Origin of the sequence: Cloacibacterium rupense (assembly GCF_014645495.1) — a bacterium.
Lineage (GTDB): Bacteria > Bacteroidota > Bacteroidia > Flavobacteriales > Weeksellaceae > Cloacibacterium > Cloacibacterium rupense.
Window position 1 is genome coordinate 324,159 of record NZ_BMLV01000002.1, and the last position, 13,828, is coordinate 337,986.

Sequence of the window (13,828 nt, forward strand, 5' to 3'; positions counted from 1 at the left end):
TAAAACATGTCAGGACATTACGAAGCCCCTATTAGGGAACCGCTAATTATTGGTCACAAGACTTATCACGATATCACCGAAGATATTGCAAGACCTATCGAAGAGAGAGCCGGAAAACTCTGGTGGGTATCTTTCTGGGCTGCTCTAGTTCTTTTTATCTACGGATTTGGTTGTATTGCTTACACCATCGGTACAGGTATTGGAGCTTGGGGTCTTAACAGAACTATCAACTGGGGTTGGGATATTACCAACTTCGTATGGTGGGTAGGTATCGGTCACGCAGGAACCTTAATCTCTGCAGTATTATTATTATTTAGACAAAGATGGAGAATGTCTGTTAACCGTTCTGCGGAAGCGATGACCATCTTCGCTGTTGTACAGGCTGCTATCTTCCCTGTTATTCACATGGGTAGAGTTTGGGTAGGTTATTGGGTTTTCCCTTTACCCAACCAATTTGGTTCTCTTTGGACTAACTTTAACTCTCCTCTACTTTGGGACGTATTTGCAATCTCTACCTATTTCTCAGTTTCTACCGTTTTCTGGTTCATGGGACTTATCCCTGACTTTGCAATGATTAGAGATAGAGCTAAAACGCCTTGGACTAAAAAAATATATACTTTCTTAGCATTCGGTTGGGGTGGTAAAGCAAAACACTGGCAAAGATTCGAAGAACTTTCTTTGGTTCTTGCTGGTTTAGCAACACCACTTGTATTCTCAGTACACACTACCGTATCATTTGACTTTGCTACTTCAGTAATCAAAGGTTGGCACTCTACAATCTACCCTCCTTACTTCGTAGCTGGTGCAATCTTCTCAGGTTTTGCAATGGTACAAACCCTTCTATTGGTTGCTAGAAAAGTTGCACACCTAGAAGAATACATCACCATCTACCACATTGAGATTATGAACATCGTAATCATTGTAACTGGTGGTATGGTAACCGTAGCATACGCTGTAGAATATTTTATCGGTTGGTATTCTGGTTCTAGATACGAGGATTTCACATACTTATCTCCTGGTGCCGCTACCGGTCCTTACTGGTGGGCATTTTGGGCGCTAATTATCTGTAACCTTGTTGTTCCAGCTTCTTTCTGGTTCAAAAAATTAAGAACCAATATCATTTGGACTTATATCGTAGCATTAATCATCAATATCGGGATGTGGTTTGAGCGTTTTGATATCATCGTTATCAACCTCTCTAGAGACTACTTACCAGGTGCTTGGACCATGTTTAAGCCAACCATTATTGATGTTGGGGTATATTTAGGAACTATCGGGTTCTTCGGTGTATTATTCCTACTATACGCAAGAACATTCCCTGTAATTGCACAGGCTGAATTGAAATCTATTTTGAAAATCTCAGGTGAAACTTATAAAGCAAAAGAAGGAGATGAGCACCACTAAAAGAATATACGGACTTTACGGCGATGACGATGATTTGATGCACGGCGTAAAAGCATTTAGAGATAAAGGCATTGAAATTGCCGAAGTTTATACTCCATTTCCAGTTCACGGTCTTGACAAAGCTCTTGGACTAAAGAAAACTAGAATTTCTGACGCTGCATTTATCTATGCTTGCTACGGAGTTTCTATCGGAGCGTTAGCTACTTGGTATATGATGAACCATGATTGGCCACAAAACATCGGGGGTAAACCTGCTTTTTGGTGGGCTAAAAACATGCCCGCATTTGTGGTTCCTATGTTTGAATTGATGGTATTCTGTGCCGCTCACATGATGTCTCTTACTTTCGTTATTAGAAATAAGATGTATCCTGGTGCTCCTGCACAAAACCCAGACCCTAGAACTACTGATGATAAATTCTTAATTGAATTTGTTTCTAATGATGTAGAAACCATCAAACAAATGTTAATTGATACTGGAGTTGAAGAAATAACAGTAAAAGATGCGTAACATGAAGAATATTGTAAAAATAACAACCATCTTAGGAGTGACTGCATTAGCACTCAACTCTTGTGGACCAAAAGATAATCCACCTTTGGTTTATTTTCCTGATATGTATTTTCCTGTAGCTTATGATCCACTTTTAAAAGTGCAATCTAAAGATGACGGACACTACACAGACCACGAAAACGAAATTCCTTTGTTCAAGGAAAACGCTGGCGCTACAGCACTTTCTCCAGTTGAAGGTACAGTTCCTCAAAACAAAGAAGGTCTATTACCAGAAGATAAATTGCCTAAAACTACCGAAGAATATACTGCATTGTATGATGCTTCTAAAGCAATTACTTCTTCTCCTCTTGACCCTAAAAATGTCACTAAAGATATAGAAAGAGGTAAAAAAATGTACGAACATACTTGTGCCGCTTGCCACGGTGTTAATGGAGATGGGCAAGGTCCTATCGTACAAAGTGGTGCTTACTCTGGTGTTCCTGCTTATAAAGACAGAGAAATCACAGTAGGATCTGTACATTATGTAATTACCAATGGTAGAAACCTAATGGGCTCTTATGCAGGTCAATTAACCCCTGCTGACAGATGGAGAGTGGCAATGTATATTATGAGCGCCTTTAAAGCGCCAGCAGCAGCACCCGCTCCTGCAGCTTCTACTACACAAACCAATACTAAATAATTAAAACAGAAAAAAATGTATAGTTTTTCACCAAAATTAAGATTATATTCTATCATACTAATCGTTACTGGATTGGTGTTGTTCGGTATTGGTTATGCTATGAACCACAGTCTAGACGATGTAAAAATTACGGAAATGATGGAAGCCGTTCATCATGGCTCAGACCACCATATTCCAACCAACTCTGCGGAAACCATTGGTCCTCAAGATCAAGCAGCTCATCTAGAACATGCTACTCACCAAGTACACAATACCCCGTATGCCGCTTTATTAACGGCTGCTATGCTATTCTTCGGAATTAGTGCTTGTGCTTTGTTCTTCTTGTCTATACAGCACGCTGCTCATGCAGGCTGGTCTGTTATTGTAACGAGAGTAATGGAGGCTGTAGCTTCTTACATCCCTGTGGGTGGTGCCATCCTATTAATCCTTACTTTCTTAAACGTAGGAGGTATAGCGCACCTTTACCACTGGATGGACCCAGAATTAACCAACCCAGATTCTCCTCACTTTGATGTTATTCTTTACGAAAAATCTAAATTCTTAAATATTCCTTTCTACATTGTTAGAATCCTTATCTATGTAATTGGAGCATCTTTCTTCGTTTGGAAAATCAAAAAATTATCTAAGAAATTAGACGAAACAAAAGCTAGAAGCGACTACAAAGCTCTTTATAACTGGAGCATTGGCTACATCGCTTTCTTCGGATTTGCATCTGCTGCTTGGGCTTGGGATTTCTTAATGTCTATTGACCCTCACTGGTACTCTACCCTTTACATTTGGTATTCTATGGTAAGTACTTTATCTAGCGCAGTAGCTGTAATTATTTTAGTAGCTGTTTACTTAAAGAAAAAAGGTGTTTTACGTAAATTCAATGATAACCACTTGCACGACCTTGCAAAATTCTTATTTGCAACCAGCCTATTGTGGACTTATCTTTGGTTCGACCAATTCATGTTATATTGGTACGCAAACATACCTGAAGAAGTAAGATATTTCTTCGACAGATTCGCATATTATAAATATACCTTCTTACCAATGCTTATCATCAACTTCTTATTGCCTCTATTGGTATTAGTAAGTTCTAGCATCAAAAGAAATTACAAAGTAGTAACTACTATGGCTGTTTTGGTTATTTTAGGACACTGGCTAGATTTCTTTAATATGGTAATGCCAGGTACAGTAGGACCTTTCTGGGACAATGCTTACACTGCACTATTAGTAATAGGAGCTTTCCTTTTCATGGTCGGTTTATTTGTTTTTGTAGTCATGACGGCTTTAACAAAACTAAAACTTATCCCTACCGGAAATCCTCTTGTTCACGAATCAGAAATATTCGAATACCCTTTTTAATTATTTGTAAATAATTGATATAAAATCCCGGCTTTTAGTCGGGATTTTTTTGTTTAGTTATCACTAAAAATTTTTACCTTTGAATAAGCGAGCAAAAGCAGGCGTTCACAGTGTATAGCCTCGCACGAAAAAACCTTGAGTAGGCAAATCCGAAAAAGTTGAGCGGGATTGTACAGCTACAAGTACAACGACAAACGAGGAAAAAGCTTAATAAACTTTTGACGAAGGATGCGGGCGAAGCCCAGAACTTCAGGAAACCGGAATGTCTGACTACGGCGCTAGATTTTATATGCCTGATATCGGAAGGTGGGGAGTTGTAGATCCGCTGGCAGAACAATACAGAAGGTGGTCACCTTATAATTATGCAGTAAATAATCCTATAAAGTTTATTGATAAGGATGGTTTAGAACCAGAAGAAGGTGGAGATCCTATTAATGGCGTAAAAATTAATTTTACTAACTCTAGCAGCCCTGTTTCTACATATCATGCTCAATTTAATTTTTATGATTATGATAGCTTAACTCCGATTGACGATTTGTATTCTTCAGAACTTATGATTGAGACTCGAAATGTTAACCTTGTTAGTAATAAAAATGATACATGGAAAGTTCTTACAATGATTACCACAGCAAATGAAGCATATGAAAATGGTGCAATCTCTACAAATTATGAGTTTCAAATATCTAAAGATAGTAAAGGTAATGTAAGTGTAGAGGGCATTGTTACAATAATTATTGCATCTGGAACTGGTTCTGTAAGTAAAGGAATTGCTATAAACGCAAATGGAGAGGGTAAAATAAAAGGAATTGGCATTGGGGCAAGCCTTTCCTTTAATTATAGTGAGAATGTAAATATAAATGGTGCTAATAAGACATTGATATACAAAATCAAAGCAATGTATAAAAATAAAAAAATTGTTGGCTATGTACTTGTTCCATATAATTCAACTTCAAAAAAATCACGTTTTAATAAACATAAAGGAGGTTATTATTTAGTTGAATTTAATAATATGGAGACCGATTCAGGAAATTCTTGGGGAGACGAAGATGATTCTGAAGTTTACTATAATATTAATCATTTTATTGAGAGTAAAGTAAAACCTAAAGATGAAAGATGAAAAAATATAATTTAAAATTTTTAATAGGCTTAATTGTATCATTCATAGGAAGTGTAATTGCTATTACATTATCCATGGAAAAAGATACTACCTTTGCGTTATCAAGAGCTATTTTTTCTTGTTTTTTTATGTCAATATTATTCTACCTTGTTTTTATTTATAAGGATAAATATAAATAAATTACTGGCACTACCCCAGATTATTATGACATAAGCAAATAAAATTTGCAAAACTTTATGGGGTTTTCTTAGGCATATAAACCCCCACGATATCGCATATTTGCAATCCGTGCCTTTACATTTGCTAATAATTACTTTAAAAAAATGAAAAACAACAAAATCGTTGTTGCTTTTTTATACCTTTAATAAAAATTTATTAGGTCAACAAAATCCTGAGACATATGGTGTAATCATAGATTCTAATAAGTGTTTGTCACGGATTGCAAATCCGCGACTTCGGGTTAATACCAAAAACAAATGATAAAGGTAAAAATTAATGATATAGTAGTAGGTTCAATTTTGCTGTTTTTTTTAGGGGGAATTTATTATTTGGCTAATGATTCTACGAAAAGTACGAATGCGATTATTAATTCTAGAGTTAAGGGGTTGTATAGAGATCGCAGCAATCACGGACAAGGCACTATTTTGATGAGTGATGGAAAAAAAATCCCTATTAGAGATGATTTTTACTACAAAATAAAAATTGGAGATAGTTTAGTCAAAGAAAAAGGAAAACTTACATTAAAAGTAATTAGAAAAGATTCAATATTTAATTTTAATCTAGATAACGACAACGCCACTCAATGAGTGGCGTTGTTTATTCTATATTTATTAGTCACGATTTAATCTGATAGTTAATATTTTTGACCCAGCTCTCCGAAGTTTATAACTTCGGAGAAAATAAAAAAACGGCTAATAAAGTTGGCAACTTAGAGCAACAAAAAAAAATGAATTTTGGAATTATCGTAATTATGATGAGTAAGTTTGACTCAAAGTCATAGAATGCGACATCGGGTATCATTTTATCTCTCAATGCCTAACTAAATCACTCTGCCACTCTCCCACTCTCCAATTCTCCCACTAACCCACTCTCCCATTATACCACTCAACCACTCGCATCACCCATCAATCATCAATCATCACTAATAGACCAGCCATATCAAAGGCTATCCCCAGTCAAATCAAAGGAAGGGTTGTAGTATAGTTGTAGTATAGTTCTAGTATAGAAAAGTCTAGTCAAAGGAATGTCTTAGTCTAATCTCCTCCTAGCCCAAGGAAAGGATAAGCAAACACCAAACCCCAGAAAATCATATCACCCCAAAAAACACCTGTATATCTTCCCAATGCAAAACCCAAACGATAAGAAAGAATAAACAAAGCCTGCTATTAATCCCCTTGTGGAAAACCCTCTTAAATAATTATTACCTATGTCTTCAGATTTTTATATTTTTGTATTAAAATTATCAATAAATGAAACGTTTCTTTATACTTACAATTTTATCGGCTCTATTTCTTATAAGTTGTAAAAAAGACGCTGTAGATGGTGAAAGCACCAAAGCTTTCCAAGAAAGCATCAATGACATGACATCATCTCTCCCTACTCTTCAGCAGATTAAATTCAATGAAGCTCTATATATCCTAAAAACTTTCGGTGTAGAAGCCGATGGTGACTTAGCAGAACTGAAAGCCCTTGCCCAATTACTAGATGGCAAAAAAGTTCCAGAAATCTTCGCTATGGCAGACCAAGTAGCCCAAAAAAATGGCATTGCTTGGGCCAGTAACGCTCCTCCTTCTCTAGGTGAAATGAACATCTTCCAAAACATTACCCCTTCAGAAAGAGACCCTAATGATATTGTTGCCACATCTATTCAAATTAATATACAAGCTGCCTCTATAGACAGTATTGTAGGTGCTAAAGCCATGATGGTAATCCCTAGATTATTAGACGCCAGCGGAAACAGAGTAGAATTTGATAAAGCAGCTCTAGAAACCATCATGACCATATCTAGTCAAGGAGAAAAACTACTGACTTCTAAAAACTTAATGCAAAGCAATTCATTCAAAGGTTTTTATGTAAAGTTTGAGTCTCTGCCTAAAGATAAAATCATAGATGATAAAATAGACATCAAAATCACGGTAAAAACTTCTAAAAAAGTGCTAGAAATGACCAAAATGGGTGTACCCATCAACGGAAAAGCATTGCTAAACCCAGTAGTTACTGAAGAATCTACAGAAATTACCGACCCTAATGCCATCAATCCTGATGACTCAGAAAATCCAGATGCACCAAAAGTCTTAGGAGACCCTAAGAATACCGTAGTGAACTTCTTGAGCAGCCTTAATTCACAAAACTTAAAAGGCGCATACAGTCAAGCTGAAAACCCAAATTGGGGAAGTTATGACAGTTTCTCTAATCCTAACTCTGGTTTTGGTGCGGTAAAAAAAGTAGAAGTAAAAAGCGTAGATACCAAAGCCAATGCTAACAATACAGCAAGTGTAAATGCGACCTACACCGTAACTGACAAAAATGGAAACACTACAGATTTAGACGTTTCCTACGGCCTAAAAGCTACTGACAACGGCTGGAAGATTACCAGCTACAAAATCAATTCTTCTCAGAAAAAATAAATCAAAAAAAGTAATTATGGCTTCTCATACATTAATTGAAAAATTAGAAAAAACTATAGAAAATATCCCAGATTTCCCCATCGAAGGAATTCAGTTTAAGGACATTACTCCTATTTTTCTAGACCCGAAATTGTATGAAGAAGTCATAGAAGACTTAGCCAATTTTAGCCGCGGAAAAGTAGATGTAGTCTGTGGCATAGAAAGTCGTGGCTATCTTTTCGGGATTGCTATTGCCGTGGCGCTAGAAGTTCCATTTGTCTTGATTAGAAAAAAGGGGAAACTACCCCCACCTTTTGTTTCAGAAAAATACGCTCTAGAATACGGTACTGCCGAAATAGAAATGAAAACAGGCCAACTAAAACCTGGCCAAAGAGTCCTCATTCACGATGATTTGTTAGCCACTGGCGGCACTACAGAGGCAGCAGCCAAATTGGTAGAAAAACAAGGCGCTATTGCCTCTCAGTTTAGTTTCTTAATCGGTTTAAAGGATTTACACGGAGAAAAAAAACTAGAACAGTTTAATGCCGAAGTGTATAGTATTCTTAATTATTAGTTTTCTTAAGTTCTGCTCTTAATTCATTGATTTGTTCCTGAAGTTTAATCAGTTCTGATTTACCAGAATCTGGCGCATAGTGCCATCTTATCTCTATATTTTGATTGAGAGAGTCTGCCTCTTTTAGGATTTTGTTATCTACAAAACTTTGGTCATTCAAGATGGTAATGTCTAGATAGTTTTTACCATTCTCCTCTTTAGATTTGTATTTTACGATTTCTATTTCAGGATGTTTTTTCTGAATAAGAGCTACATATTGGTCTGCGCTTTCTTTAAGTTTTTCATTATTAAATTTTTTTATGGTAATTAAAACACTCGGAAACAAAACCAAAATAGACGCTACAGTCACTATCCATATATATTTTTTGTTTCGTCTTTCCACTTTTTCTAAATAATATTTTTGGAACCCTAGAACAATACTCAGAATCCAAGTGCCAATTCCTATAAAAACACAATTAATCAAATAGAAATACATACCCCCGAAGAAAAAATCAAAATTAAGATGTGCTATCCCAAAACCTGCTGTGCAAAGCGGAGGAATACATGCTGTAGAAACCGCCACACCAGCAATTACTTTGATGGCTTCTTTTCTGATAATCCCGAGAAACCAAGCAAAACCACCAAAAAGTGCTAGCATACAATCGAAAATAGTGGCTTCTTTGAAGGCTTCTAACTGAGAGGTTTCCGAATCAAAAGGAGAAACCACAAAATAAATGGTAGAAGCTATTAAACTGGTTACAATCATAATTCCCCAGTTTTGCAAACTCTTTTTTACCAAGTCTTTGTTATGAATAGACAACCCGAATGACAAACCCACCACAGGCCCCATCAGCGGTGAAATGAGCATTGCCCCTATTACTGCTGCCTGAGAATTAATATTAAGACCAATACAGGCAATCACCATAGAAATCACCAAAAGCCAAAGATTATGTCCCCGAAAGTGTGTACCTTCTTCTATTTCCGCATAGGTAAACTCTTCGCTTTCTTCTTTAGGAAGGATAATAGTTCTTAGCAATCGGGTTTTTAGCATTTTTCTAAATTTTCTCAAAAATAATAAAATATGATGACTAATTTTTGTAATTTTATAAAGGATTTGTTTTTATGAGAAGATTATCAGCACTTTACAAAAGAATTGCCGTACTTACCTTGGCGATTGTTATTTTCATCATTTTCGGTACTGTAGGCTTTATGCATTCCGAAGGATTAAACCTACTAGATGCTATTTGGTATAGTGTGATGACTCTTACTACGGTAGGATTTCAAGTGCCTAATAATTTTTCTGACGAAGGTAAAATCATTACCATTTTCTTAATGCTCTTTGGGGTAGGCGCTGTTTTATATGGTCTTACTGCTTTGGCATTAGAAATATTTAGTGGAAACATTGGCAAAGAATATAAAATTAACATCATAAAAAAAAGGATGAAAAATCTAGAAAATCATATCATTATCTGTGGCTTTGGCAGAAATGGAAGACAAGCCGCTAGGAAATTAATTCTTCATAAAAAACCATTTGTCATCATTGATAAAAAGCCTTTAGAAAATAGAGATGATGAATTTGCAGATACTATTTTCATTCACGGAAATGCCATAGAAGATGAAGTATTAAAAAAAGCGGGCATAGAAAAAGCGGTGGGCATTATTGCTTCTCTTCCATCAGATGCAGATAATTTATTCATAGTAATTTCTTCTAAAGAACTAAACCCTAATATTAAAGTCATTAGCCGCGCTTCTAATAGCAATACCATTAAAAAACTAAAAACCGCTGGTGCAGAAAACGTAATTATGCCAGATAAAATTGGGGGCGAGCATATGGCTTCTCTTCTCATAACGCCCGATATTGTAGAATTTGTAGACCACATTACACTAGAAGGAACCAAACAGATAAACGTGCTAGAGATTTATACCAATCGACTTCCGGGACATTTTATAAACAAGAAAATAGAAGATTTACAAATTTTCCCTAAAACGGGTTGCAAAATTGTAGGCTACAAAGATGCTCATGGTAAATACATCATCAATCCTGACGAAAGTAAAAGCATAGAAGCCAACTGCTGTATTTTTGCATTGGGACAACCTCAGCAGATTGAAAAATTACAAAAAATCTATCCCCAAGATTTACCTTAAATACAACAAAAAAAATTAATCTAAAAACCACTGAAAATAAATATTGTATATCACAGCAGAAACTATTATTTTTGCAGTTCAATTTCAAAAATTATGACAGATAAGCATAAAAGCAAAAAAGAGCTAGAAAACGAAGGAAAAGAAACAGTAGAGATTTTTCAGGATCTAGACCAAGGGGCTCTTAAAACAGAAATGTTCATTGAAAAATACGCAAAACAAATCGGTATTGTTTTCGGTCTTTTAGTAGCTGGTGTATTGGGATATTTTGCCTACCAACAATTTATCACCAATCCTAAAAACGAAGAAGCAACCCTTAGCTACCTAGCTGCACAAAAAAATCTTTCTGAAGGAAAAGACGAAGCTGCTTTAGGAGGTAAATCTGCTGCAAACCCAGGTTTCAAAGGAACTTTTGAAGAATTTGGAAGCACTCCAGCTGGTAAATTATCTGCTTATAATGCAGGTTTACTAAAATTCAAAGAAGGTAAATATCAAGAAGCCTATGATTTATTAGACAAATTCAGCTCAGATAATAAGATTTTAATGGCTCTTAAATACGGCGCAATGGGAGACGCTTTGGCTAATCTTAATAAACCAGAAGATGCTCTTTCTATGATGGATAAAGCTGCTAATGCATCTGATGACGCGTACACTGCCTATTATTTTAATAAAAAAGCAGGATTGTTAGCTCTTGCTCTTAAAAAAAATGCTGAGGCTAAAAAATATTTTTCAACCATAGAAGAAAAATACCAAGATTATGACGGAGGAGCTTCTGAAGCATACATAGAAATGGTAAAAAACTTTTAAAAATAAACAATGGCAACTGTAAATCTTTCGGATTACAAACCATTACAAATTACAAATGCTGATTCTTTTAGAATCGGCATTGTTGTTTCTGATTGGAATGATTTTGTAACCTACAACCTAAGAGACGCTGCTCTAGAAATACTAGAAAAAGAAGGCGTAAAAAAAGAAAATATAGACGTTTTCTCTGTTCCTGGTGCATTCGAACTCAGTTTTGCTTGTATGCAACTTTGTGTAGCAGAAAATCACGATGCTGTAATCGCTATAGGAAACGTGATAAGAGGAGAAACTCCTCATTTTGATTACGTTTGCAGTGCTGTAGCGCAAGGCATTAAAGATTGCAATGTGATGACGGATGTGCCTGCTATTTTCTGTGTACTTACAGATGACACCAAAGAACAATCCATCGCCAGAAGTGGTGGCAATCTAGGCAATAAAGGTGTAGAAGCTGCCGTTACAGCACTTAGAATGATTGAATTTAAGAGAAATTTGAAATAATTTTTATTTATTTTAAAAGTCTTAAATTTAGAATCTTAAACTCAAACATATTGAAATGTACCTACAAAAAATAAAACCTTTCCTTGGCCTAGGAATTCTTTACCTCATCGTTTCATTTCTTTTGAGGTTAGTTTTTGTGCTACACCCAATCACTACAGACCATTTTAGCATAGGAGATATTTTAAAAGTGGCTTCTATTGGCTTGGTCAGTGATATCTTCGTTTTTACGATTGCTAGTGGTTTTTTGGCACTCTATTTTCTATTTTTATCCAATGGAAAATACGAAAATCCATACGGGAAAATCATTTTAGGAGGTTTCATTGCTGCATTTTTGTATGTTTTACTTACTCCAAATAATATTTTCAAACAATACGGAGGAAGTGTAAGCGAAATTGTACTCATTTTTTTAGGGCTAAAAACTTTCCTTTTCGCTTTGATGTATTTTTTGCCAAAACAAAAGCTTAAAATCAGAAACTCTTTGTATTTTATCACCTTATTTTTGTATGTTCTACTTATTATCTTCAATGCAGTAAGTGAATATTTTTTCTACAATGAATTTGGGGTACGTTACAATTTTATTGCTGTAGATTACCTCATCTACACCAATGAAGTAATAGGAAATATTATGGAAAGCTACCCAATAGTTCCTTTATTTTCCATCATCTTTTTAATTACGGCCACCATCACTTGGCTTATTTATAGAAAAACAAAAAAAAGTTTATTAGAGCTTCCTAATTTCAAACAGAAGCTTGTTTTACTAGGAAGTTTTATTGTTTTAGTATTGATAAGTATTTTCTTTATCCCAAAACTTTCTTATGACAAAGGAAATACTTTCAAAAAAGAAATTGCATCCAATGGTCTGTTTAAATTTTATGAAGCTTTCACCAATAACACTTTAGATTTCTTTAAATTTTATCCGAATATTGATGGGAAATTAGCAGAAAACAAAGTGCTTTCAGCTTTGGGAACAACTAGTTTAGATAGAAAAATTGTCGCTGAATTACAACCAGAGCAGCATAAAAACGTTGTACTCATTTCTATCGAAAGCCTTTCGGCAGATTTTATGAAATTCTACGGAAATCGTGATAAAATAACCCCTTTCTTAGATTCTTTGGCACAGCAAAGCTTATTTTTTACCAATCTTTATGCCACTGGCAATCGTACTGTTCGTGGCTTAGAAGCACTTACACTTTGCATTCCGCCAACTGCGGGAGAAAGTATTATTAAAAGAGAATCAGAAAATAAAAATAAATTCACTACTGGAAACATCTTTAAATCAAAAGGTTACACCACCAAATTTTTATACGGAGGTTATAGCTATTTTGACAATATGAAAGATTTTTTCGGTGGCAATGGTTATCAAATTGTAGATAGAGATAATTTTAAACCAGAAGAAATTACTTTTGCCAACGTTTGGGGAGTCTGTGATGAAGATATGGCCAAAAAAGCAATCTCTGAAATGAACAAAGATGCCAAATCTGGAAAACCATTTTTTCATCATTGGATGACGGTTTCTAACCATAGACCATACACTTATCCGGAAGGTAAAATTGACATTCCGCCAACTTCTAAATCTAGAAATGGTGGTGTAAAATACACCGATTATGCTCTTAAAAAATTCTTTGAAATGGCAGCTAAACAAGATTGGTACAAAAACACCGTTTTTGTAATTGTAGCAGACCATTGCGCCTCTAGTGCTGGCAAAACAGAGCTTCCAATGGACAAGTATAGAATTCCTGGGATGATTTTTTCTCCAGGTTTTGTAGAGCCTCAAAAATTTAGAACGATCGCATCACAAATTGATATAATGCCTACTCTTTTTGGGTTGCTCCATTTTAATTATCAATCAAAATTCTTAGGACAAGATGTTTTTTCTAAAAATTATGTCCCTAGAGCTTATATTGCTACTTATCAAGACTTAGGGTTTGTAAAAGACAATTTTTTAACCGTAATTTCTCCTACCAAAAAAGTAAAACAATACCAGCTCATTCAAAAAGAAAGTTCGTCTTTAATACATGAGTACAATATTTATTTCACCGAAAATCTACTGCCTAAAAACCCTAGAAAAGATCTAGAAACAGAAACTATAGCTGCATACCAAGCCACAAGTTTTTGGTTAAAAGAAAATAAACTTGATAAATAAATTTTTATTAATTTTATAAAATTC

13 protein-coding genes are annotated in these 13,828 nt (G+C 35.2%); 12 read left to right on the forward strand and 1 reads right to left on the reverse strand.

Going from position 1 to position 13,828, the window contains the following annotated elements; all coding sequences use genetic code 11:
* Nucleotides 1-6 precede the first annotated feature (6 nt).
* From nrfD to IEW40_RS05490, 8 genes are all read left to right on the forward strand, one after another.
* Nucleotides 7-1,404 carry an NrfD/PsrC family molybdoenzyme membrane anchor subunit gene (nrfD, locus tag IEW40_RS05455; RefSeq protein ID WP_188617066.1) on the forward strand — a complete coding sequence of 466 codons (1,398 nt, stop codon included), beginning with the start codon at nucleotides 7-9 and terminating at the stop codon, nucleotides 1,402-1,404.
* Nucleotides 1,391-1,912 (forward strand): DUF3341 domain-containing protein, encoded by a 522-nt coding sequence (locus IEW40_RS05460; protein WP_188617067.1) that lies wholly within the window; start codon nucleotides 1,391-1,393, stop codon nucleotides 1,910-1,912. The genes nrfD and IEW40_RS05460 overlap by 14 nt, the downstream gene beginning before the upstream one ends.
* Nucleotides 1,905-2,591, forward strand: a complete 687-nt coding sequence (locus IEW40_RS05465) for a c-type cytochrome (protein ID WP_188617068.1) — start codon at nucleotides 1,905-1,907, stop codon at nucleotides 2,589-2,591. The genes IEW40_RS05460 and IEW40_RS05465 overlap by 8 nt, the downstream gene beginning before the upstream one ends.
* Before the next feature lie 15 nt (nucleotides 2,592-2,606).
* Nucleotides 2,607-3,941 (forward strand): quinol:cytochrome C oxidoreductase, encoded by a 1,335-nt coding sequence (locus IEW40_RS05470; protein WP_188617069.1) that lies wholly within the window; start codon nucleotides 2,607-2,609, stop codon nucleotides 3,939-3,941.
* 262 nt (nucleotides 3,942-4,203) lie between these two features.
* The gene (locus tag IEW40_RS14155; RefSeq protein ID WP_229663389.1) at nucleotides 4,204-5,058 is read left to right on the forward strand and encodes an RHS repeat-associated core domain-containing protein; all 855 of its coding nucleotides are present in this window, start codon (nucleotides 4,204-4,206) and stop codon (nucleotides 5,056-5,058) included.
* A gap of 476 nt (nucleotides 5,059-5,534) precedes the next feature.
* The gene (locus tag IEW40_RS05480; protein ID WP_188617070.1) at nucleotides 5,535-5,864 is read left to right on the forward strand and encodes a hypothetical protein; all 330 of its coding nucleotides are present in this window, start codon (nucleotides 5,535-5,537) and stop codon (nucleotides 5,862-5,864) included.
* A gap of 663 nt (nucleotides 5,865-6,527) precedes the next feature.
* Complete coding sequence (locus tag IEW40_RS05485; protein ID WP_188617071.1) at nucleotides 6,528-7,685, forward strand: hypothetical protein; 1,158 nt, start codon at nucleotides 6,528-6,530, stop codon at nucleotides 7,683-7,685.
* A gap of 16 nt (nucleotides 7,686-7,701) precedes the next feature.
* Nucleotides 7,702-8,238: an adenine phosphoribosyltransferase gene (locus IEW40_RS05490; RefSeq protein WP_188617072.1), complete on the forward strand. Its 537-nt coding sequence runs from the start codon at nucleotides 7,702-7,704 to the stop codon at nucleotides 8,236-8,238.
* On the opposite strand, the gene IEW40_RS05495 is transcribed toward IEW40_RS05490, so the two are convergent.
* A complete protein-coding gene (locus IEW40_RS05495; protein WP_188617073.1) occupies nucleotides 8,228-9,268 on the reverse strand; it encodes a DUF389 domain-containing protein in 1,041 nt (346 codons plus the stop codon). The two genes, IEW40_RS05490 and IEW40_RS05495, sit on opposite strands and share 11 nt — an antisense overlap.
* A gap of 71 nt (nucleotides 9,269-9,339) precedes the next feature.
* Between IEW40_RS05495 and IEW40_RS05500 the strand changes: the two genes are divergently transcribed.
* The 4 genes from IEW40_RS05500 to IEW40_RS05515 all read left to right on the forward strand — a co-directional run bounded on the left by IEW40_RS05500 (nucleotide 9,340) and on the right by IEW40_RS05515 (nucleotide 13,804).
* Nucleotides 9,340-10,362: a potassium channel family protein gene (locus tag IEW40_RS05500; RefSeq protein WP_188617074.1), complete on the forward strand. Its 1,023-nt coding sequence runs from the start codon at nucleotides 9,340-9,342 to the stop codon at nucleotides 10,360-10,362.
* Nucleotides 10,363-10,455: 93 nt separating this feature from the next.
* The gene (locus IEW40_RS05505) at nucleotides 10,456-11,166 is read left to right on the forward strand and encodes a tol-pal system YbgF family protein (protein ID WP_188617075.1); all 711 of its coding nucleotides are present in this window, start codon (nucleotides 10,456-10,458) and stop codon (nucleotides 11,164-11,166) included.
* A gap of 9 nt (nucleotides 11,167-11,175) precedes the next feature.
* On the forward strand, nucleotides 11,176-11,661 hold the full coding sequence (gene ribH / locus IEW40_RS05510; RefSeq protein WP_188617076.1) for a 6,7-dimethyl-8-ribityllumazine synthase: 486 nt from the start codon (nucleotides 11,176-11,178) through the stop codon (nucleotides 11,659-11,661).
* Nucleotides 11,662-11,716: 55 nt separating this feature from the next.
* Nucleotides 11,717-13,804 (forward strand): LTA synthase family protein, encoded by a 2,088-nt coding sequence (locus tag IEW40_RS05515; RefSeq protein WP_188617077.1) that lies wholly within the window; start codon nucleotides 11,717-11,719, stop codon nucleotides 13,802-13,804.
* Nucleotides 13,805-13,828: the final 24 nt, after the last annotated feature.

Coding starts and splice junctions, on each gene's coding strand:
- nrfD (WP_188617066.1), top strand. CDS start 7: ATGTCAGGACATTACGAAGCCCCTATTAGGGAACCGCTAATTATTGGT.
- IEW40_RS05515 (WP_188617077.1), top strand. CDS start 11,717: ATGTACCTACAAAAAATAAAACCTTTCCTTGGCCTAGGAATTCTTTAC.
- IEW40_RS05485 (WP_188617071.1), top strand. CDS start 6,528: ATGAAACGTTTCTTTATACTTACAATTTTATCGGCTCTATTTCTTATA.
- IEW40_RS05490 (WP_188617072.1), top strand. CDS start 7,702: ATGGCTTCTCATACATTAATTGAAAAATTAGAAAAAACTATAGAAAAT.
- IEW40_RS05505 (WP_188617075.1), top strand. CDS start 10,456: ATGACAGATAAGCATAAAAGCAAAAAAGAGCTAGAAAACGAAGGAAAA.
- IEW40_RS05480 (WP_188617070.1), top strand. CDS start 5,535: ATGATAAAGGTAAAAATTAATGATATAGTAGTAGGTTCAATTTTGCTG.
- IEW40_RS05470 (WP_188617069.1), top strand. CDS start 2,607: ATGTATAGTTTTTCACCAAAATTAAGATTATATTCTATCATACTAATC.
- IEW40_RS05500 (WP_188617074.1), top strand. CDS start 9,340: ATGAGAAGATTATCAGCACTTTACAAAAGAATTGCCGTACTTACCTTG.
- IEW40_RS05460 (WP_188617067.1), top strand. CDS start 1,391: ATGAGCACCACTAAAAGAATATACGGACTTTACGGCGATGACGATGAT.
- IEW40_RS14155 (WP_229663389.1), top strand. CDS start 4,204: ATGTCTGACTACGGCGCTAGATTTTATATGCCTGATATCGGAAGGTGG.
- IEW40_RS05465 (WP_188617068.1), top strand. CDS start 1,905: ATGCGTAACATGAAGAATATTGTAAAAATAACAACCATCTTAGGAGTG.
- ribH (WP_188617076.1), top strand. CDS start 11,176: ATGGCAACTGTAAATCTTTCGGATTACAAACCATTACAAATTACAAAT.
- IEW40_RS05495 (WP_188617073.1), bottom strand. CDS start 9,268: ATGCTAAAAACCCGATTGCTAAGAACTATTATCCTTCCTAAAGAAGAA.